Here is a 21,085-nt window from a genome sequence, read left to right as displayed (position 1 = left end):
CATGAACAGGCTGCTCGGCCGGCTGACCGCCCTCTACCGTACCACGGCGGTCCGCCTCTCGGCCGTCTATCTGCTGCTCTTCGCCGCCTGCGCGGCCGTCCTCGTCTTCTACGTCTCCTCGATGTCGGAGGGCCTGCTCCGGCAGCAGATGCGCGAGGCCGTGGCGCAGGAAACCGAGCAGATCGAGCGCATCTTCGACAACAGCGGCATGAACGGCCTCCTGCGCACGCTGGAGCGGCGGGCCCGCCAGCCGGGCGCCAACCTCTATATCATCGCGAGCCCCACCGGCGAGGTGCTGGCCGGCAACGTGGCGTCGATCCAGCCCGGCGTGCTCGACACGGAAGGCTGGACCGAAACGCCGTTCCGCTACCAGCGCTACCAGGAGGAGGCGCGCGGCAACAACCGGCCGATGGCCTATGCGCAGGTCATTGTGCTGTCCAACGGGCTGCGCGTGCTCGTCGGCCGCGACCTCGGCGAGCCGGAGAATTTTCGCAGGCTCGTGCGCCAGGCGCTGATGGTCGCGCTCGGCGTGATGGGCGTCGGCGCGCTCGCCATCTGGTACCTGATCGGCCGCAACGCGCTGAAGCGCATGGACCGTATGTCGGACGCCAGCCAGCGCATCATGGCGGGCGATCTCTCGCAGCGCCTGCCGACGAGCGGTTCCGGCGACGAGTTCGACCGGCTCTCCGAATCGCTCAACACCATGCTCGGCCGCATCGAGAAGCTGAACGAGGGGCTGAAGCAGGTCTCCGACAACATCGCGCACGACCTCAAGACGCCGCTGACGCGCCTGCGCAACAAGGCGGAGGCGGCGCTCGCCGCCGGCGAGGCGGCGGACCACCGCATGGCGCTGGAAGAGATGATCGGTGAATCCGACCAGCTCATCCGCACCTTCAATGCGCTCCTGATGATCTCCCGCGTCGAGGCGGGGCAGGCGCCGGCGGAGATGAGCGCCATCGATATCAGCGGCATCGCCCACGACAGCGCGGAGCTTTACGAACCCGTCGCCGAGGAGTCCGGCCTCAGGCTCGTCACCGGAATAACGGACGGCATCGAGATCAACGGCAACCGCGAGCTCGTCGGCCAGGCGCTCGGCAACCTCATCGACAACGCGATCAAATATGCCGAGGGCAGCGGCGGCGAGCCGGAGATCCGCGTCTCGCTCGCCCGGCAGGGCGGCGACGTCGTGCTCTCGGTCGCCGACAGCGGCCCCGGCGTGCCGGACGACAAGCGCGAGGACGTGGTGAAGCGCTTCGTGCGCCTCGACGCCAGCCGCTCCAAGCCCGGCACGGGCCTCGGCCTCTCGCTCGTCGGCGCCGTGATGGAGATGCATCACGGCCGGCTGGAGCTGGATGCGACCCATCCCGGGCGGGAAAACAATCGGGGGCTGACGGTCAGGATGGTTTTCCCCGTCCGCCCGGACTGATACACCTCGTCTGAAAAGGCGAGGAGGCATCATGAGCGTGACGGAAGCGACGCGGTTTTCCGATCTTTCGGCCTCTCCGATCCGGCCGTTGAGCCAGACGGAGGTCAAGTCGGTCCTGTCCGACCTCAAGGACTGGGGCAGGGACCACGCCGCCATCGCGAAACTTCTCGGCGAGGAGGGGCCGCTCAGGAATTTTATCGTCGCGGCCTTCACGCTCTCGCCCTACCTGCGCGACACCGCCCGCATCGATCCCGGCCTTCTCGCCCGCGCGCTGGAGGAGCCGGTCCTGCCGGCCGTCGAGGCCGCCATCGCCCGCGCCCGCAAGGCCTGGGAGCCGGGGGACGGCGAGGTGACGGAAGCCGCGCTGATGACGCGGCTGCGCCTCGCCAAGCGCGAGGTCGCCTTCCTCACCGCGCTCGCCGACCTCGCCCGCATCTTCGACGCCCGCCGCACCACGACGCTCCTGACCGATCTCGCCACCGCCGCCACCTCCGCCGCAATCGACCATCTCCTCCTCTCGGCGCACGAGAGCGGCAAGCTGACGCTGCCCGACCCCGCCCGGCCGGGCGAAAGGTCCGGCCTCATCGTACTCGGCATGGGCAAGCTCGGCGCCGCCGAGCTCAACTATTCCTCCGACATCGACCTCGTCGTCTTCTTCGATCCGATGGCGGACATCGCGGCCGATCCGAGCGAGGCCGTCGAGACCTTCTCCCGCCTCGTGCGCCGGCTGATCCGCATCATGCAGGAGCGCACGGCGGACGGCTACGTCTTCCGCACCGACCTGCGCCTCAGGCCCGATCCGGGCGCCACGCCGCTCGCCATCTCGGTCGATTCGGCCATGCTCTACTACGAGGGCAGGGGGCAGAACTGGGAGCGCGCGGCCTTCATCAAGGCCAAGCCCATCGCCGGCGACCTTGCGGCCGGCGAGGCCTTCCTGAAGGAGCTCACCCCCTTCGTCTTCCGCAAGTATCTCGACTACGCGGCCATCGCCGACATCCATTCGATCAAGCGGCAGATCCACGTGCACAAGGGGCACGGCGAGATCGCGGTCAAGGGCCACAACGTCAAGCTCGGCCGCGGCGGCATCCGCGAGATCGAGTTCTTCGTGCAGACCCAGCAGCTGATCGCCGGCGGCCGGGTGCCGGCGCTGCGCCTGCGGGCGACGGAGCCGATGCTGCGGGAGCTTGCCAGGGCGAACTGGATCGACGCGGCGACCGCCGAGGAACTGACCGAGGCCTACTGGTTCCTGCGCGACGTCGAGCACCGCGTGCAGATGGTGCGCGACGAGCAGAGCCACGTGCTGCCGGAAGCGGAGGCCGAGCTGAAGCGCATCGCCTTCATGCTGGGCTTTGCGGACACGGCCGCCTTCTCCGCACGGCTCGTCGAGGTGCTGAAGACCGTCGAGCGCCGCTATGCGGTCCTCTTCGAGCAGGAGGCGAAGCTCTCCTCGGAGACCGGCAACCTCGTCTTCACCGGCCAGAAGGACGATCCCGACACGCTGGAGACGCTGAAGCGCCTCGGCTTCGAGCGCCCGGCCGACATTTCCCGCACAATCCGCACCTGGCACTACGGCCGCTACCGCGCCACGCAGTCCGTCGAGGCGCGCGAGCGGCTGACCGAACTGACGCCGGAGCTCCTGCGCGTCTTCGGCGAGAGCAAGCGGGCGGACGAGGCGCTGCTGCGCTTCGACAACTTCATCTCCGGCCTGCCGGCGGGCATCCAGCTCTTCTCGCTCCTCGGCAACAACCCGGCGCTGCTCTCCCTCATCGTCAACATCATGTCCTCCGCGCCGCGCCTTGCCGAGGTGATCGCGGCAAAGCCCCATGTGTTCGACGGCATGCTGGACCCCACCCTCCTCGCCGAGCTGCCGACCCGCGCCTATCTCGCCGAGCGCATCGAGGGGTTCGTTTCCGGCGCCCGGCACTACGAGGAGATCCTCGACCGCCTGCGCATCATCGCCGCCGAGCAGCGTTTCCTCATCGGCATCCGGCTTCTGACCGGCGCGATCAGCGGAAAGCAGGCCGCGCGCGCCTTCACCCATGTCGCCGACCTCATCGTCGCGGCGGCGCTGAAGGCGGTGCTCGCGGAGATCGAGGCGGCGCATGGAAGATTCCCCGGCGGGCGCGTGGCGCTGGTCGGCATGGGCAAGCTCGGCAGCTTCGAGCTGACCGCCGGCTCGGACATCGACCTGATCCTTCTCTACGACCACGACGGCGACGCCTTCGAGTCCGACGGTCCCAAGCCGCTCGACAACGTCAAGTATTTCACCCGCATCACCCAGCGGCTGATCGCGGCGCTCTCCGCACCGACCGCCGAGGGCGTGCTTTACGAGGTCGACATGCGGCTCCGCCCCTCGGGCAACAAGGGGCCGGTGGCGACGCGCATCACCTCCTTCGCGAAATACCAGGCGGAGGAGGCCTGGACCTGGGAGCACATGGCGCTGACGCGCGCGCGCGTGCTGTGCGGCGAGGACAGCCTCGTGAAGGAGGCGGAGGCGATCTTCCGCTCCGTGCTCGCCCGCAGGCGGGATGCGGCGAAGGTCGCGAAGGACGTCGCCGAGATGCGCGACCTCATCGACAAGGAAAAGCCGCCGAAGGACATCTGGGACCTCAAGCTCATCCCCGGCGGGCTGATCGACATCGAGTTCATCGCGCAGTTCCTCGCGCTCGTCGCGCCGGCGCGGGGCGCGCCGCAGCCGGAAAAGGCGCTGCCGACGGGCGATGCGCTGGCCGTGCTCGGCGCGGCGATGATGGACCCGAACGACCTCGACACGGTGCAGAAGGCGCTCGTCCTCTATACGGAGGTCTCGCAGATCGTGCGCCTCAGCATCGACGGAAGCTTCGACCCGAAGGAAGCCCCCGCCGGCCTCGTCGACCTCGTCTGCCGCGCCGGCGACTGCCCGGACCTACGCACCCTGGAGGCGGAGGTCCGCCGGGTGTCGAAGGCGGTGCGCAAGATTTTCCAGGGGGTGGTGAAGGCATAAACGTCGCGTCTTTGGCACCCCCCTCTGCCCTGCCGGGCATCTCCCCCTCAAGGGGGGAGATTGGATGGGGCACGGTCTTGCCTATCTCTAACAGCGCAATTTGAGCGAAGGTTCCGCCTCTTGCCGATCTCCCCCCTTGAGGGGGAGATGCCCGGCAGGGCAGAGGGGGGTAAACACCTGCAACCCTCTCACGCCGCCGCCAGATGCAGCGCCGCGAGCCGTTCCCGGTCGGGGATGCGCACGGAGATGATCGTGCCCTTGCCTTCGATGGAGTGGATGCGCATCGCCCCGCCGTGCAGGTGCGCGAGCGAGCGGGAGATGGCGAGGCCGAGGCCGGAGCCGCCCTTGCTCTTGGCGTACTGGCTCTGCACCTGCTCGAAGGGCTGGCCGATCTTCTGGAGGGCGGATTTCGGGATGCCGATGCCGCTGTCGGCGATCGTCAGCGTGACGGCGCCGCCCACCCTGCGCGCGCGCACCTCCACCTTGCCGCCCTCGTTGGTGAACTTCATGGCGTTCGACAGGAGGTTGAGGAGGATTTGCTTCATGGCGCGGCGGTCCGCGACGGTCAGCAGGTTCTCCGGGCAGGATTGCCGCACGGTGATGCTCTTCTTCTGCGCCTGCAGCATGGTGAGGCGCAGGGTCTCCTCGATCAGCGGCGCGAGGTCGACCGTCTCGCAGCTGATGCGCATATGGCCGGCCTCGATCTTCGACATGTCGAGGATGTCGCTGATGACGTTGAGCAGATGCTTGCCGCTCTCGTGGATGTCGCGGGAATATTCGCGGTACTTGTCCGAGCCGAGCGGACCGAACATCTGGTTCTGGAGGATTTCCGAGAAGCCGAGGATGGCGTTGAGCGGCGTGCGCAGCTCGTGCGACATGTTGGCGAGGAATTCCGACTTGGCGCGGTTCGCCGCCTCGGCGCGCTCCTTCTCCGCCTGGTAGTTGGCGTTGGCCAGCGAAAGCTCCGCCTTCTGCCGCTCCAGCTTGGCGCGGGAGGCGGAAAGGTCGCCGATGGTGGCCATCAGGCGGCGCTCGGATTCGCGTAAGCGCACCTGATGGCGCTTCATCATGGTGATGTCGGTGCCGACGGAGACGAGGCCGCCGTCACGGGTGCGCCGCTCGTTGATCTGCAGCCAGCGCTCGTCGGCAAGCTGAACCTCGCTCGTCTGCGAGATGCCGGTGCCGTCCGCATCCGCGATGCGCCGCTCGATGACTGGGCGGGCCGCGGCGGCGTGCACCGCCGCGCGGTCCGTGCCGGGCACGAGCACCTCGTCCGGAAGGCCGTAGGCCTGCTGGTAGTGCGCGTTGCACATGACGAGCCGGTCGTGCTTGTCCCACAGCACGAAGGCTTCGGACGTGCATTCGATGGCGTCGGCAAGCCGCTGGTCGGCCTCCTGGTAGCGCTGGGCGAGCCGGTGCTGCTCCGTCACGTCCATGGCGATGCCGATCATGTGCATGCGGCCGGAGGCCATGCGGATGAGCTGGGCGCGGGCGCGCAGCCACACATAGTGGCCTTCCGCATGGCGCATGCGGAACACCTGGTCCACCTGCTTGGCGTTGCCGCGGGCAACCGCGCGGGCGACCTGATAGATGCCGTCGTCGTCGGGGTGCATCAGGCGCGCCGCATCGCCGAAGGAAAGCACGCTGTCGCGCGGCGGCATGCCGAGCATCTCGTACATGGAGCGCGACCAGAACAGCCGCCGGTTCGTGAGGTCGAAATCCCACAGGCCGCAGCGGCCGCGGGCGAGCGCCGTCTCCACGCGCAGGTTCGATTCCGCGAAGATCGCGTCCGCATCGCGCGCCCGCTTCGCCTGGATGTAATAGGCGTAGAGGATGACGAGCAGGATGGCCGAGATGCCGGAGAACAGCGTGACGTTCAGCGCCACCTCGTCGCGCCACAGCACGGCGAGCTGGCCGAGCGGATTGGCGACGACGATGAAGCCGCCCTTCCGCGGCATCTGCACCAGCGAGGCATAGTAGTCCTGCCCGCCGATGCGCGTGCGGAAGACGCCGGCCGGCTCGCCGAAATACTGGGTGGCCGCAAGGTCCGGCGAGAAGCGCGCGAGCGACTGGCCGACATAGCGCGCGGCCGCCAGCGAGGCGCCGAAGACGCGGCCCTTCTCCTCGACGAAGAGGACGATGCCGCCCGGCTGCATGCGGTCCTGCGGCAGGTGCACGGACAGCGCCGCCTCCACCGCCATGCGGTCGGATCTCGCCAGGCTCTCGGCCATGGGGCCGGAAAAGACGGCGCCGACCGCGATTGCCGTCAGCGATGTCACATCGCGCACGCCCGTGTCCATCCGGTCGTGCTCGACCAGGATGCCGACCATCCGCGAGATGGCCACCACGGACAGGAAGGCGATGATCAGGATCGGTATCGACCGTTTCAGCACGGGCTCGGCCCGTGTCAGATGCCGTGCGGCAGGTCCGGCGAAAATCTTCGCCTGTCCCGTCAGCTCATTTTCCCAGGCCGCCATTCCCGGAAATTTGAGACGAGTCCACCCGCCGGCTGCGCGTCCTCGTTGCGCGTCCGCCATAGTCATAAACCTTGTAACCCTCTCGTGATTCGGCGCGCCGCTCGCCCGAATCTGCCCTAATGAATCAATTGTGATTCGGCTTGTCCAGAAGAAAAGGTAAAAGTCCTTTAACCATTTCTGACGGGTGCGATTTCGCAGTTCAAACCGGGTCGGCGCAGCTCTGGGCGCCATCGCGCCGCCGCGGGCCGTTCTCCTTCTCGCGCCACGCCTTCATCAACTGGGCGCGCCGGCGCGGATAGCGCGTGTCCATGAGTGCGATCTCGCGCATGCGGTCGGTGCGGAAATGCCGGAAGTCATCGCGCGCCTCGCACCAGGCGACGAGCATCCGCGTCTCCTCGAAATAGCCGAGCGCGACGGGCCAGACGACGCGTTCGGTGAGCGTGCCCGCCCCGTCCGCATAGGCAAGCCGCAGCTTGCGCTCGCGCCGGATCGCCGCCCTCAGCAGCGCAAGATCGATCACCTCGCTGTCGACGATCCGGCGAGGCCCGACGAGAAGAGCCGTGTTTTCCAGCTCATCGCGCAATTCCGCCGGCAGCACGGCCGAAATCTTGGCAAGCGCGTCCGAGGCCGCCCTGGTCACCGGGACATCGGCGAACTTCTGCACCCAGCGGAAGCCGAGGATCAGGGCCTCCAGCTCGCCTTGCGAGAACATGAGCGGCGGCAGCATGAAGCCGGGCCGCAGCACGTATCCCACGCCCGGCTCGCCCTCTATGTCGGCGCCCTGCGCCTGGAGCGTGGCGATGTCGCGGTAGAGCGTGCGGATGCTGACGCAGGTCTCCGCCGCAAGAACGGCGCCGCTCACCGGATGCCGGTGGCGTCTGAGAACCTGGAGGAGGGCGAGCAGTCTTTCCGAACGGGCCATCGCACGATACTGCCACTTTCTGGCAGCGTTGTCGCCTAGCGTCCTTCCGCCAACACAGCGAAAGGACGCTTCCAATGATCTCTCCGAACCTCGTGATCCTCTATGTCGAGGACCCCGCCCGCAGCGGCCGCTTCTACGAGAAGCTTCTCGAGCAGGCGCCGGTCTTCCAGTCGCCGGGCTATGTCGGTTTCGCGTTCGCAAACGGGCTCGGCCTCGGCCTGTGGTCGACGGCCGCGACGGACTTCGTTTCCGGCGGGACCGGCCAGCGATGCGAAATCGCTATCGCCATGGACGGAGACGACGGCATCGACGCCCTGCACGACAAGTGGAAGGCAGCCGGCGTCGCCATCGAGCAGCCGCCGTTCACGGCCGTCTTCGGCCGCACCTTCGTCGCGCTCGATCCGGACGGCCACCGCATCCGCGTCTGCCCGCCGGACAAGTAAGCCGGATCATGCCTTCAGCATGCGCTCCACGATGTCAGACACGTCGGAGGAGAGCTTTTCTCCCGCCGCGATGGTGCGCAGCGCGGCGCAGGCGTGGTCGGAGCGCACCTCCTCCAGCGCCCGCCAGGAGCGCATGGAGGTGAGGATGCGGGCGGCGAGCTGCGGGTTCTTCGGGTCGATCTCCAGGATCTGCCCGGCGAGGAAGTGGTAGCCTTCGCCGTCCGCCCGGTTGAAGCCGGTCGGGTTGGAGAAGGCGAAGGTGCCGACGAGCGCGCGCACCCGGTTCGGGTTCGCCTTGTTGAAGTGCGGGCTTTCCATCAGCGCCTTGACGCGCGCCAGCGCCCCGTCGCCCGGAATGGTCGACTGGATGGAGAACCACTTGTCGATGACCAGCGCATTGTCGGCGAAGCGTGCGCGGAAGGCCTCCAGCGCCTGCGTGGTTTCCGGCGCGTCCGGGAAGCGGTGGGCGAGCACGGTGAGCGCGGCGCTGAGGTCCGTCATGTTGTCGGCGGACGCGAACGCCTCCGCCGCGCGGGCCGGCGCGCCGTCGGAGACGGCGAGATAGGCCAGCGCCGCGTTGCGCAGCGCGCGGCGACCGGCGCCCGCCGCGTCCGGCGTGAAGGCGCCTTCGGTGCGGTGACCGTCGAAGAGCTCGGCGAAGACGGCGGGATCGCGGTTCGCGATGAAGGCGAGCACGGCCTCCCGGCCGGCGCGGATGGCGTCGGGATCGTTGTTGCTGCCCAGCTCCCGGGCGATGTCGGATTCGGAGGGCAGGGCGAGCGCCTGCGCCCGGAAGGCGGGTTCCAGCGCCTCGTCGCCGGCAATGGCGATCAGCGTGTCGGCGAGCACCGCGTTCGTCTCGACCGGCTCGCCGGCGCGGGCCTTGCGGGCCGCCTCGACGAGGTTCGGAAGCGCAAGGTCGTTCAGCGCCTGCCAGCGGGCGAAGAGGTCGCTGTCGTGACGCGCGATGTGGGCGAGATCGGCCGGCAGCCGCTCGAAATGCAGGTTGACCGGCGCGGAGAAGCTGCGGTTGAGCGAGACGACCGGGCGCGCGGCGATGCCGGAGAAGGTGACGGTCTGGCGGCGCTCCCTGAGGTGCAGCACGTCGCCGGTCACCTCCGCGCCGCTGACCGCGGCGGGCCTTGCTTCCGAACCGTCGGCGAGGATGAGGCCGAAGCGCAGCGGAATGTGCATCGGCTCCTTGGCGCTCTGGCCGGGCGTCGGCGGGATCATCTGCTCCAGCGACAGCGTGAATTCGCCCCTCGCCTGGTCGTAGGCGGTCGAGACGCTGACGAGCGGCGTGCCGGCCTGGCTGTACCAGAGGGAGAACTGGCCGAGATCGACGCCGTTCGCATCCTCGAAGCACCTGACGAAATCCTCGATCGTCGCGGCGTCGCCGTCGTGGCGCTCGAAATAGAGGTCCATGCCCTTCTTGAAGCCGTCCCGGCCGAGGATGGTCGCGATCATGCGCGTCACCTCGGAGCCCTTCTCGTAGACGGTCGTCGTGTAGAAGTTGTTGATCTCGCGGTATTTCGTCGGCCGCACCGGATGGGCGAGCGGCCCGGCGTCCTCGGGGAACTGCTCGGATTTCAGGTGCCGCACCTCGGCGATGCGCTTGACGGCGCGCGAGCGCTGGTCGGCGGAGAATTCGTGGTCGCGGTAGACCGTCAGGCCCTCCTTCAGGCACAGCTGGAACCAGTCGCGGCAGGTGACGCGGTTGCCGGTCCAGTTGTGGAAATATTCGTGCGCGATGATCGCCTCGATATTGGCATAGTCCTGGTCGGTCGCCGTTTCGGGGTCCGCGAGCACGTATTTGTCGTTGAAGACGTTGAGCCCCTTGTTCTCCATGGCGCCCATGTTGAAGTCGGAGACGGCGACGATCATGAAGATGTCGAGGTCGTATTCGCGGCCGAAGACCTCCTCGTCCCATTTCATCGAGCGCTTCAGCGCATCCATCGCATAGGCCGCGCGCGGCTCCTTGCCGTGCTCGACATAGATCTTCAGCGCCACCTCGCGGCCGGACATCGTGACGAACGTGTCCTCCACCACGCCGAGGTCGCCGGCGACGAGCGCGAAGAGGTAGGACGGCTTGGGGTGGGGGTCGAACCAGGCGGCGAAATGCTTGCCCTCGCCGTAGCCCGCCCCGCCGAGGAAGTTGCCGTTGGAAAGAAGCAGCGGGCAGCTCGCCTTGTCGGCGATGATGTTGACCGTGTAGACGGCGAGAACGTCCGGCCGGTCGGGGAAATAGGTGATGCGGCGGAAGCCCTCGGCCTCGCACTGGGTGCAATAGACGCCGTTCGTGCGGTAGAGGCCCATCAGCTGCGTGTTGGCCTCGGGATTGATCATCGTGGTGATCGTGATCTCGAAGGGTTCGCTCGCCGGCAGGTCGCGGATCGTCAGGCTGTCGGGCGTCGCGTCGTAGCGGGACGGGTCCATCTCCGCCTGGTCGAAGAGCAGGCCGGTCATCGTCAGCTCGTCGCCGTCGAGAACGAGCGGCGCGGCCGGGTCGGCGCCTTCGCGGCGATGGAAGATCAGCCGGGCCTCGACCTTGGTTTCCGTCGGGTCCAGTTCGAAGGTCAGGTCGACGCGCTCGAGAACGAAGTCAGTCTGGCGATAGTCTGCCAGATGGATGATCCGGCCGTTCTCTGTCCGCATGGATATGTCCTGCTCTTTGCCGTCCGGCCCCGTGTCGCTCTCGCACGACGTGCCGCCGGGTCGGTCTGCCCCCAATTTCCATGAATAGATATGCGTATTGGCTTAACATCTCATTTCCAGCTGCTTCGCCAATTCACAAATTCGTGCCATGCCGGCACAGTCCGTTCCCGTCCCGCTCCGATCAAAATTATCTGCGACGCATCACCAGAATTGATCCCACCCGGCGGACAATCCCGCTAGACTTGCAATCCTCTGAATCGGTTTTCCTGTCTCCTCAACGCCCGTTGCCATGGCCTGCCGGCCGTGACGAGTTCCCCGCATGGACATGCAGTCTCCCGATCCCATGAAGGGGATTTTCCTCAAGGTCGCTTCCGTGGTGATCTTCCTTTGCATGTCGACGCTCATCAAGGCGGCCGGCAAGGACATTCCGGCCGGGCAGATCACGTTCCTGCGTTCCGCCTTCGCCATGGTGCCGATCCTCGTCTTCCTCGCCGCCCACGGCCAATTGCGCGACGCCTTCCGCACGAACGACATATTCGGCCATTTCAGGCGCGGCTTCGTCGGCATCCTCTCCATGGGCTTCGGTTTCTACGGCCTCGTGCACCTGCCGCTGCCCGAATCGATCGCGCTCGGCTATGCCCTGCCGCTCTTTACGGTGGTGGTCGCCGCCGTCTTCCTCAAGGAGAGGGTCGGCATCTATCGCTGGACGGCGGTCCTGATCGGGCTCGCCGGCGTCGGCATCATCAGCTGGCCGCGCCTGACGCTGTTCCGGGAGGGCGGTTTCGGTTCCTCCGAGGCGATGGGCGCGCTTGCCATGCTGGCCTTCGCCGTGCTCGGCTCCTGTGCCATGGTGCTGGTGCGCAAGCTGGTGCAGACGGAGCGCACGCCGACCATCGTGCTCTATTTCTCGCTGTTCGCCTCCGTCTTCTCGCTCGGCACGCTGCCCTTCGGCTGGGCCGCGCTCAGCTGGCAGGCGCTCGGCCTGATGGCGCTCGCCGGCTTCTGCGGCGGCGTCGCCCAATTGCTGCTGACGGCGAGCTACCGCTATGCCGACGTCTCGACCATCGCGCCGTTCGAGTATACGTCGATCGTGCTCGGCATCGTCGTCGGCTATGTCCTGTTCGGCGACGTGCCGACGAGCACCATGCTCATCGGCACCGCCATCGTCGTCAGCGCCGGCATCTTCGTCATCTTCCGCGAGCACCGGCTCGCGCTGAAGCGCCGGGCCGAGCTCCGGCACCAGACGCCTCAGGGCTGACGCCATTCCGGCGTCGTCGTGTCCTCGACCCGCTCGTCCGTCACCGCGTCCGGCTGGAGGGCCGCAGCCGCCGCATCGGCGGCGAGCGGCTGCACGGCCATCGCCTGGTAGTCCGTCTTCGCGACGAGGCCGTCGTTCTCCTCCCGCCGGCTGATGCGCCAGGCGGCATAGGCGCCGTAGAGCAGGAAGTAGACCGCCAGCACGACGAACAGCGAGCCCGGCCCGAAGCGGTCCATGATCGGGCCGACCATCAGCGGCCCGGAAATCGTGCCGAAGCCGTAGACGATCATCATGCCGGAGGAGACCTCGACATATTCGTCCGGCTGCGCGCGGTCGTTGGCATGGGCGACGTTCAGCGCGTAGATGGGAAAGAGGACCGAGCCGACGAAGGCGGCGACGACATAGAGCAGCACCGGCGGCCCGCCGGCGACGACCGCCATCACCAGGCAGGATATGGTGCCGACCGCGCCGCAGGCGACCATGACGAGGCGGCGGTCCATCCTGTCCGAGGCGCGGCCGATCGGGATCTGCGAGAGCGCGCTGCCGAGAAGCACGCAGGCAAGCAGCGTCGCGCCTTCGGCGGTCGTCAGCCCCGTGCGCTGCGTGAACACGCCGCCGAGGTTGAGCCAGGCGCCCGACAGCGCGCCGGCCAGGAAGGCGCCGACGACGGCGACCCGCGAGCGCCGGTAGAGCGCCGGCACGTTGAAGCGCGCCTGCGTCGGCGGTGCGGGCAGCGGCGAGGAGGTGAGGGCGGTCGGCAGCAGCGCGACGGAAAAGATGATACCGCACAGGATGAAAAGCGAGGTGTTGGACGGATCGCCGAGCGGGACCAGGTACTGTCCGCCGATCGTGCCGACCATCGTCGTGATCAGGTAGATGGAGAAGACCGAGCCGCGGTTCTCGTTCGTCACGCGCTCGTTCAGCCAGCTTTCGACGATGAGGTAGCTGCCGGAGATGGCAAAGCCGGACATGGCGCGGAACAGCATCCAGGCCCGCCAGTCGACGACGAGGGCGCAGAGCAGGATGCCGATGGCGAGCAGCGTAATCAGCGCCACGAAGACGCGCACATGGCCGACGAGCAGCACGAATTTCGGCGTGACGATGCACGAGAGGGTGAAGCCGATCGTATAGCCGGTCGCGATCATCGAGATCGTCTGCGTCGACCAGCCTTCCGCGACGGCACGCACCGGAACGACGTAGCTTTGCAGGCCGAAGGCCACCATCATCAGCAGGGTGGACAGCATCAGGCTCAGGATGGAGACAAGGCTCGCCAGCATGGAGGCTCCGCTAAGAGGGCATTCGATCTCGGAATGTCGCTCTATTGCGGCGGCGGCGCGCTGTCCACTGCGACAGGTTCTGGCGTAAACCAGGGAGATTTTCAGGAAGGCCGCGCAATTCCCGGAAGGGTTGTGCTAAGAAATGCTGCCGGGTGAAATGCCCGGCAAATGAAAGGAGGTGAGACGTTTGAGAATCCGGCTTACGCTGACGATCAGGTTCAGAGGTTGGCGCTTCACCCTGACGATCAGCTAAGAAACTGAGGCCGGGCTTCGGCCCGGTCTCCACCGGAGGAAATTCGTCTCACCTCCTCACGATGGCGATGTTAGCACGATGCCGGTCGGCTTCAAAGCCCGGCCGCTTCTCAGTTGGGCAGGAAGGCCTTGAGCGGGTCGCGGCGCTGCGCGGCATCGCGCGGCAGGGAGGCCAGCACGGAATATTCCCGCGCGGCGTTCACGGCGTTGCGAATATCGGCGATGTCGGACATCAGCTTGCTAAACTTAGCCATGTCGTGCTCCTGGTTCTTGCGTCGAAAGGCGCGAGGCGCCGTGCATCCGTTCAGCGCTGGATGAATTCGGAGAAGAGCTGGACGGGGCGATTGATGCGGGCGAAGCCGGCGGCCGTGAGCTGCTCGTTGGCCGGGGCCGAGATGCCGCCGAAGCCATGGCCGGCGCGCAGGCCGGAATGGCGGAGCGTCTCGAAGCTCGAATGGATGGGCCGAAAGCGGGCGGTCATGGGTCTGTTCCTTAAATCCTGTCCTCCCGTGTCGCTATATTGCGCCGCAACATGGATTTTGCAATGCGACATTCTGCCCGGCAGATATGTGCAATTCGCATGGCTGCTGAAAGATTTTGTTCATGCTTGAGGCAGATTCGCGGACAGATTGGGACAACGGCGGCAAAGCGGAGCGCCAAGTCCTTGAAAAAGCTGAAAGTGCCTTTTGAGATCAGCCCTTCAGCCCTGCACGAAACGTAAGCAGGTCCTGCCAGGCGAGCCGCTTGCTGATCGGCGCCGACGCGAGATCCTGCGGGTGCAGCGTTGCAAAAGCGGGGATCGTGCGGCCAGAAACCTCGATGTTGCGCCATTCGCCGCGCAACTGGTGGATCGTTTCGTTGGAGCGGAACAGGAACCGCGCGGCGAAATTGCCGAGGATCAGGAGGTGATTCGGTTCGGCAAGGGCGATCTGCCGTTCGATGAAGGGCCGGCAGATGTCGGCCTCACGCTGCGAGGGCGGCCGGTTGCCCGGCGGGCGCCACGGCACGACGTTGGTCAGCAGGAGCTCCGCCCGGCCGAGCCCGATGCCGGCGAGCATGCGGTCGAGCATCGCCCCCTGCCGGCCGGAGAAGGGCAGGCCGTCGCGGTCGTCGTCGGCGCTCGGCATGGCGCCGATCACCATGACGGACGGTTTGGCCTTGCCTTCGGCGAAGACGAGGCAGCGGGCGCTTGTCTTCAGGTTGCAGCCGTTGAAGGCCTCCATCGCCGTGCGCAGCTCCTCCAGCGAGCGCGCGCTGCCTGCGGCGAACTCGGCCTCGGCCACCGCCTGGCCGTCCGGGATCGCCACGTTCGGCATCGGGGCGGGGGCCGCGGGGCGCGCCGGCTCCTGCCGCGCCGGTGCCGGCCGGGCCGGCTGCTGCGCGGGCGAGGCCTCCGGGGGCGCGGCTGCAACGCGCGCCGCGCGCATCGCCTCGAACGCGGCGATGCGGTCGACCGCCTCTTCCTCCAGCAGCCATTCCACGCCGGCATCGGCATAGAAGTGCAGGAGCGATCGCAATTGCTCGGGATGGAGGTCTCTGGCGGCGTTCATGGCATGCACATTATCGAAGCGGGCCGCGGGAGGAAAGCGCCCGCGCTCATGCGGCCCATTGCGCCACGTCGTCGCTTTCGCCGATCAGCGCGAGGCCGTGGGCGATCGACAGGAGCTCGCCGCCGCTCTCGATCCTCCCGGCATCGAAGCGCCGCGTGAAGATGCGCCGCACCGCCGGCACGAAGGAGGTGCCGCCGGTCAGGAACAGCTTGTCGATGGCGCCCGGCGCCGTGTTCGTCTTCTCCAGCACCTCGTCGAGCGCGCCTTCGATGCGGGCAAGGTCCGGGGCGATCCAGTCCTCGAAGTCGGCGCGCCTGACCGTCTTCCGGCCGGCCGCCCCGAGCGGGGCGAAGTCGAACGGCGCCTCCTCCGCGTCCGACAGCGCCATCTTGGTGGCCGAGATCGCCTGGTAGAGCGGATAGCCCTCGTCGTGCTCGACGAGATCGATGAAGAGCTCCAGCTTTTCCGGCTCCATCGACGCGCGCACCAGCGACTTGAGGTCGGAGAATTCGCGCGTCGTCTTGAAGATCGACAGCTGGTTCCAGCGGGCGAAACTGGCATAGTAGCCGGAGGGTACCTCCAGCACCTTGTCGAAGCTCCTGAAGAAGGTGCCCCTGCCGATTTCCGGCGCCACGAGGCGGTCGATCATGCGCGAATCGAAATGATCGCCGGCGATGCCGACGCCCGCATGGCCGATCGGCGTCGCCGTCAGCCGGCCGGCCTGCCGTTCGAAGCGGATCAGCGAATAGTCCGTCGTGCCGCCGCCGAAATCCGCGACGAGCACGGTGGCGTCGCTCTTCAAAGTCTGCGCGAAATAGTAGGCGGCCGCGACCGGCTCGTAGACGTAGTGGATTTCCGGAAAGCCGAGCCGCGTCAGCGCCGCGTTGTAGCGCTGGAGCGCCAGCGCCGGGTCCGGAGCAGCCCCGGCGAACTGCACCGGCCGCCCGGCGACGACGCGCGGGACGTCCGCCGGCCACTCGGCGCCGGCATAGGCCTTCAGCCGCCGCAGGAAGATTTCCATCAGGTCGTCGAAGGCGTGGCGGCGCGCGAAGATCAGCGTGCCCTGGAAGAGGGCGCTTGCCGCGAAGGTCTTGATCGATTGCAGGAAGCGGCAGTCGCCGGGATTGTCGATGAACTGGCGGATCGCCGCCTGTCCGGCCTCGACCTTCAGCGCCTGCGCCCCGACGATCGGATCCTTCATGAAGGAGAGCGCCGTGCGCATCGTGTCGGTCGTGCCGGCGCTGCTTTCGAACCGCATGGACCGCGTGGCGCCGCCACCCGCCGAAAGCGCCAGAACCGTGTTCGTCGTGCCGAAATCGAGCCCGAGTGCCCGTGCCATCGCCGTGCCCCCTGTGAATGCCGAACTGTATTGAACCGGAGCAGGCGGCTCCGCGTGAAGGGCGCGCGGGCGCGCCGAAAATGAAGAGCGCGCCAGATGGCACAGGCGGGCAGGGAAGGCAAGGGGAGGGGTAGCCTCCCGCCGCCTCACACCGACCGCGCCGCCCCGCCGTCGCAGCGGACGAGGCTGCCGGTGACGTAGCTCGCCGGCACGCTGCACAGGAACGCGGCGGCGGCGGCGAACTCCTCGACGGTGCCGTAGCGCCGCGCGGGGATCGCCTTTTCCGCGGCGGCGCGCACCTCTTCCACGCTCCGGCCGCTGCGTTCGGCCGCGGCGGCGTCGAGGCTCTTCAGCCGGTCGGTGAAGATGCTGCCCGGCAGCAGCAGGTTGCTGGTGATGCCGTATTCGGCCACCTCGCTCGCCAGCGTCTTCGACCAGCCGGCGAGCGCCGGGCGCAGCGTGTTGGAGAGCGCGAGGCCGGGGATCGGCTCGATCACGCCGGAGGAGGCGACGGTGAGGATGCGGCCCCAGCGCTGCGCCTTCATGCCGGGCAGCAGCCGGTTGGTGAGCGTGATGATCCGCAGCACCATCGACTGGAAATAGGCGGCGAGCTTCTCCTCGCTCATGTCCTCGATCGAGCCCGGCGTCGGCCCGCCGGAATTGTTGACGAGGATGTCGAGGCCGCCGAGCGTTTCGGAAACGGCCTTCTCCACGGTCTCGACGAAGCTTTCGCCGGCAAGGTCCGCCTGCACGAAATCGGCCCGGCCCGGACCGTCCGCGTTGATGGCGTCGCAATTGGCCTTCAGCACATCGGCGCTGCGGCCGCACAGAAGCACATGGGCGCCCTCGCGGGCGAGCGCCACGGCGATGCCCTTGCCGAGGCCGCGGGAGGAGGCGAGGACGAGGGCGCGTTTGCCGGTAATGCCAAGATCCATGACGAAATCCTTGAATGATCGGGCTCAGATGGCCCGGAAGGGCACCTTGCCCGGGTTGAACAGGTTTTTCGGGTCGAGCGCGGCCTTGATCGCCTGCGCCGCGGCGCGGCGGGCCGGGTTGCCGTAGGTGAGGTAGGCGCGCCGCTTTTCCATGCCAACCCCGTGCTCGGCGGAAAAGCTGCCGCCGCGTTCGCCAACGCCCGTGTAGACCGCGTCCTCGATCGCTTCCTTCAACGCCGCGTCCGTCACCCCCTGGCCGATCGCGGAAATGTGCAGGTTGCCGTCCGCGATATGGCCGTAGACATAGGCGTCGAAGCCGGCGCGGACCGCGTCCAGCCGTTCGCGCAGGCCCGCCACGTAGGCGTCGAGGGCGCCGGGCGGCACGGAGACGTCGAAGGAGGGAGCGGAAGGCTGGCGGCGGTATATGAAGTCGCTCTCTTCCCGCAGCGCCCAGAAGCGGCGCGCCTGGTCGAGCGAGGCGGCAACGATGCCGCCCGTCAGCCCGTACTCCTCCCAGAGCCCGGCAAGACCTTCTTCCAGCGCGGCGCGGGCCTCGGCCTCGCCTGCCGCGGAAACCTCGACCAGCAGAACCGCCGGCGCGCCGTCCTCCAGCCAGCCGAGGTCGAAGCCGCGTTCCTCCGCGCTGTCGCGGAAATAGCGGTGCCACATCAACTCCGCGCCTTCGAGCTGCAAGGCGGGCCTGGCGCGGAAATGCGCGACGAGGGCGAGGGCGGCCGCGGCGTCCGGCACGCCGACGAGCGCCGTGGCGCGCATCGGGTTGAGGCTTTCGAGCTTCAGCACGGCGCGGGTGACGAAGCCGTAGGCGCCTTCCGAGCCGATGAGAAGCTGCTTGATGTCCGGCCCGGCGCTGACCTTCACGACACGCGTCAGGTCGCTGAAGAGGCTGCCGTCCGGCATCACGGCCTCGATGCCGAGCACCTGGTGGCGCATCACGCCGTTGCGGAAGGCGAGGATGCCGCCGGCATTGGTGGCGATCATGCCGCCGATCGTCGCGCTGCCGCGCGCGGCGAGGTCGATGCCGGGGGTGAGGCCCCCTGCCGCCGTCGCCTCCTGCAAGGCCTGCAGCGTCACGCCCGCGCCGACGGTGGCGGTGCGGGCGAGGGGATCGATCGCCTCTATCCTGTTCAGCCGCGCCGTCGAAAGGATCAGCTCGCCCGGCCGGCTGGCGCCGCCGCCGACGAGCCCCGTGCGCCCGCCCTGCGGCACGACGGGGACATCGTTCTCGACGCACCAGCGCACGACGGCCGCCGCCGCTTCCGCCGTCGCCGGCTCCGCCATGACGCCCGCCGCGAAATTGTCGCGATGCTCGCCGGGATGCCGGCCGGCCAGCCGCTCGGCTCCGACAAGGTGAAGGTCTTCGCCGAAATCGTTCAGGTCGCGCTGGAGCGATCGGATAAGCTCGGACATGGGTGACGATCCTCCGCCGGTTGGCCGGCTGCCATGCATAGCGCATGCAGCGCGAAAGTGCGTAGCGGTTTTGCGGCAAGGCCACGCGGAAAATCAAGGACCTGGCCGCAAGGGGCGGAACGAAGTCCCCTCTCCAGGCCTTGGGTCTTGCAAGGACATGCAGCCGACTTTCTGTTGACGTTTACGTTAAAGTCAATAAACTTTCGGCGATGTCATGAGGTCATGCGCAAAAGCAGGGAAAGTCTGTCGCAGAACGGCTCGACAAGGTTTCCCGTATTTGTCATGACAGGCCGACCCGAGGGACTGACCGCGGCTTTTGAGGGGTTGCGGGGTGGAGAAACGAATGAGCGAAGAAATGGAACTCCCCGAACGCGAAAGCATGGAATTCGACGTCGTGATCGTGGGCGCGGGGCCTGCGGGGCTTTCGGCGGCGATCCGGCTGAAGCAGGTGAATCCCGAGCTTTCGGTCGTGGTGCTGGAGAAGGGCTCGGAAGTCGGCGCGCATATCCTGTCGGGCGCGGTGGTCGATCCCATCGGCATCGACCGCCTCCTGCCCGGCTGGCGCGAGGACGCGGACCATCCCTTCAAGACCGAGGTGACGGACGACCATTTCCTCTTCCTCGGCCCGGCCGGCTCGGTGCGCCTGCCGAACGCCTTCATGCCGCCCTTGATGAACAACCACGGCAACTACATCGTCTCGCTCGGCAATGTCTGTCGGTGGCTCGCGACCAAGGCGGAAGAGCTCGGCGTCGAGATCTATCCGGGCTTCGCCGCGACGGAAGTGCTCTACAACGACGAGGGCGCGGTGATCGGCGTCGCCACCGGCGACATGGGCATCGAGCGCAACGGCGAGCCCGGCCCGAACTATACCCGCGGCATGGCGCTGCTCGGCAAATACACGCTGATCTCCGAGGGCGTGCGCGGCTCGCTCGCCAAGCAGCTCATCGCGAAGTTCAAGCTGGAGGAGGGCCGCGAGCCCCAGAAATTCGGCATCGGCCTCAAGGAGCTCTGGCAGGTCAAGCCCGAGAACCACAAGCCCGGCCTCGTGCAGCATTCCTTCGGCTGGCCGCTCGGCATGAAGACCGGCGGCGGCTCGTTCCTCTATCACCTGGAGGACAACCTCGTCGCCGTCGGTTTCGTGGTGCATCTCAACTACAAGAACCCGTATCTCTATCCCTTCGAGGAGTTCCAGCGCTTCAAGACGCACCCGGCGATCCGCGGCACCTTCGAGGGCGGCAAGCGTCTCTCCTACGGCGCGCGCGCCATCACCGAGGGCGGCTACCAGTCGGTGCCGAAGCTGTCCTTCCCCGGCGGCGCGCTGATCGGCTGCTCGGCCGGCTTCGTCAACGTGCCGCGCATCAAGGGCAGCCACAACGCGGTGCTTTCGGGCATCCTCGCCGCCGAGAAGCTGGCGGACGCCATCGCGGCGGGCCGCGCCAACGACGAGCCCATCGAGATCGAGCAGGGCTGGCGCGACAGCGCCATCGGCTCGGACCTGAAGAAGGTGCGCAACGTCAAGCCGCTCTGGTCGAAGTTCGGCACGGCGGTGGGCGTGGCGCTCGGCGGCCTCGACATGTGGACGAACACGCTGTTCGGCTTCTCCTTCTTCGGCACGCTGAAACACGGCAAGACGGACGCGCAGAGCCTGGAGCCGGCCGCCAAGCACCAGAAGATCGACTATCCGAAGCCGGACGGCGTCCTCACCTTCGACCGCCTCTCCTCGGTGTTCCTGTCGAACACCAACCACGAGGAGGACCAGCCGATCCACCTCCAGCTCAAGAACCCGGAGCTGCAGAAGACCTCCGAGCTCGACGTCTATGCCGGCCCGTCGACGCGCTACTGTCCCGCCGGGGTCTACGAATGGGTGGAGAAGGACGGCGAGCAGGTCTACGTGATCAACGCGCAGAACTGCGTGCACTGCAAGACCTGCGACATCAAGGACCCCAACCAGAACATCAACTGGGTGCCGCCGCAGGGCGGCGAGGGGCCGGTCTATCCGAACATGTGATGGGTGGAGGGCGGCCCTCTTCCTTGAAAGGCAAGGCTGCCCTTGAGGGACGCGGCTGCCGATCACATTCCCGCCACGCACCTTAACGTTTCCTGCAACCGCAGCGCGCCGCTTAACCCTCGCTTAACCATA

15 protein-coding genes and 1 pseudogene are annotated in these 21,085 nt (G+C 67.4%); 5 read left to right on the top strand and 11 right to left on the bottom strand.

Features of this window, described 5'->3' with window-relative positions:
- Position 1: 1 nt before the first annotated feature.
- A complete protein-coding gene (locus ACIIOY_RS12915; protein ID WP_411035080.1) occupies positions 2-1,426 on the top strand; it encodes a sensor histidine kinase in 1,425 nt (474 codons plus the stop codon).
- A 31-nt stretch (positions 1,427-1,457) separates the two neighbouring features.
- Positions 1,458-4,409 carry a bifunctional [glutamine synthetase] adenylyltransferase/[glutamine synthetase]-adenylyl-L-tyrosine phosphorylase gene (locus tag ACIIOY_RS12910; RefSeq protein ID WP_411035079.1) on the top strand — a complete coding sequence of 984 codons (2,952 nt, stop codon included), beginning with the start codon at positions 1,458-1,460 and terminating at the stop codon, positions 4,407-4,409.
- A 16-nt stretch (positions 4,410-4,425) separates the two neighbouring features.
- On the opposite strand, the pseudogene ACIIOY_RS12905 reads toward ACIIOY_RS12910, so the two are convergent.
- The 3 genes and pseudogenes from ACIIOY_RS12905 to ACIIOY_RS12895 form a co-directional block, all read right to left on the bottom strand.
- Positions 4,426-4,582 (bottom strand): annotated as a pseudogene (locus ACIIOY_RS12905) (bifunctional diaminohydroxyphosphoribosylaminopyrimidine deaminase/5-amino-6-(5-phosphoribosylamino)uracil reductase RibD); the annotation flags it as partial.
- A 15-nt stretch (positions 4,583-4,597) separates the two neighbouring features.
- On the bottom strand, positions 4,598-6,946 hold the full coding sequence (locus ACIIOY_RS12900; RefSeq protein WP_411035178.1) for a PAS domain-containing sensor histidine kinase: 2,349 nt from the start codon (positions 6,944-6,946) through the stop codon (positions 4,598-4,600).
- A gap of 139 nt (positions 6,947-7,085) precedes the next feature.
- Entirely contained in the window at positions 7,086-7,808 is a 723-nt protein-coding gene (locus ACIIOY_RS12895) for a helix-turn-helix transcriptional regulator (protein ID WP_411035078.1), read from the bottom strand.
- A gap of 74 nt (positions 7,809-7,882) precedes the next feature.
- Here ACIIOY_RS12895 and ACIIOY_RS12890 point away from each other — a divergent pair, with 74 nt between their 5' ends.
- Positions 7,883-8,251, top strand: coding sequence for a VOC family protein (locus ACIIOY_RS12890; protein ID WP_411035077.1), 369 nt, complete (start codon positions 7,883-7,885; stop codon positions 8,249-8,251).
- 6 nt (positions 8,252-8,257) lie between these two features.
- On the opposite strand, the gene pepN is transcribed toward ACIIOY_RS12890, so the two are convergent.
- Positions 8,258-10,906 carry an aminopeptidase N gene (pepN, locus tag ACIIOY_RS12885; RefSeq protein WP_411035076.1) on the bottom strand — a complete coding sequence of 883 codons (2,649 nt, stop codon included), beginning with the start codon at positions 10,904-10,906 and terminating at the stop codon, positions 8,258-8,260.
- 319 nt (positions 10,907-11,225) lie between these two features.
- Between pepN and ACIIOY_RS12880 the strand changes: the two genes are divergently transcribed.
- Complete coding sequence (locus ACIIOY_RS12880; RefSeq protein ID WP_411035075.1) at positions 11,226-12,164, top strand: DMT family transporter; 939 nt, start codon at positions 11,226-11,228, stop codon at positions 12,162-12,164.
- On the opposite strand, the gene ACIIOY_RS12875 is transcribed toward ACIIOY_RS12880, so the two are convergent.
- The 7 genes from ACIIOY_RS12875 to ACIIOY_RS12845 form a co-directional block, all read right to left on the bottom strand.
- Positions 12,155-13,441, bottom strand: coding sequence for an MFS transporter (locus ACIIOY_RS12875; RefSeq protein ID WP_411035074.1), 1,287 nt, complete (start codon positions 13,439-13,441; stop codon positions 12,155-12,157). The genes ACIIOY_RS12880 and ACIIOY_RS12875 overlap by 10 nt on opposite strands.
- 362 nt (positions 13,442-13,803) lie before the next feature.
- The gene (locus ACIIOY_RS12870) at positions 13,804-13,947 is read right to left on the bottom strand and encodes a hypothetical protein (protein WP_411035073.1); all 144 of its coding nucleotides are present in this window, start codon (positions 13,945-13,947) and stop codon (positions 13,804-13,806) included.
- Between the two features lie 50 nt (positions 13,948-13,997).
- Positions 13,998-14,174, bottom strand: coding sequence for a hypothetical protein (locus ACIIOY_RS12865; protein WP_411035072.1), 177 nt, complete (start codon positions 14,172-14,174; stop codon positions 13,998-14,000).
- A 211-nt stretch (positions 14,175-14,385) separates the two neighbouring features.
- Entirely contained in the window at positions 14,386-15,243 is an 858-nt protein-coding gene (locus tag ACIIOY_RS12860; protein ID WP_411035071.1) for a uracil-DNA glycosylase, read from the bottom strand.
- Positions 15,244-15,289: 46 nt separating this feature from the next.
- Positions 15,290-16,582 carry an Hsp70 family protein gene (locus ACIIOY_RS12855; RefSeq protein ID WP_411035070.1) on the bottom strand — a complete coding sequence of 431 codons (1,293 nt, stop codon included), beginning with the start codon at positions 16,580-16,582 and terminating at the stop codon, positions 15,290-15,292.
- Between the two features lie 146 nt (positions 16,583-16,728).
- Complete coding sequence (locus tag ACIIOY_RS12850; RefSeq protein ID WP_411035069.1) at positions 16,729-17,517, bottom strand: SDR family oxidoreductase; 789 nt, start codon at positions 17,515-17,517, stop codon at positions 16,729-16,731.
- Between the two features lie 24 nt (positions 17,518-17,541).
- The gene (locus tag ACIIOY_RS12845; RefSeq protein ID WP_411035068.1) at positions 17,542-18,945 is read right to left on the bottom strand and encodes an FAD-binding oxidoreductase; all 1,404 of its coding nucleotides are present in this window, start codon (positions 18,943-18,945) and stop codon (positions 17,542-17,544) included.
- A gap of 343 nt (positions 18,946-19,288) precedes the next feature.
- Here ACIIOY_RS12845 and ACIIOY_RS12840 point away from each other — a divergent pair, with 343 nt between their 5' ends.
- The gene (locus tag ACIIOY_RS12840; protein WP_411035067.1) at positions 19,289-20,953 is read left to right on the top strand and encodes an electron transfer flavoprotein-ubiquinone oxidoreductase; all 1,665 of its coding nucleotides are present in this window, start codon (positions 19,289-19,291) and stop codon (positions 20,951-20,953) included.
- Positions 20,954-21,085: the final 132 nt, after the last annotated feature.

Source organism: Shinella agrisoli (genome assembly GCF_046557955.1).
Taxonomy (GTDB): Bacteria; Pseudomonadota; Alphaproteobacteria; order Rhizobiales; family Rhizobiaceae; genus Shinella.
The sequence above is the reverse complement of the archived record's forward strand: the minus strand, read 5'-3'. Positions and strand labels throughout refer to the sequence as shown.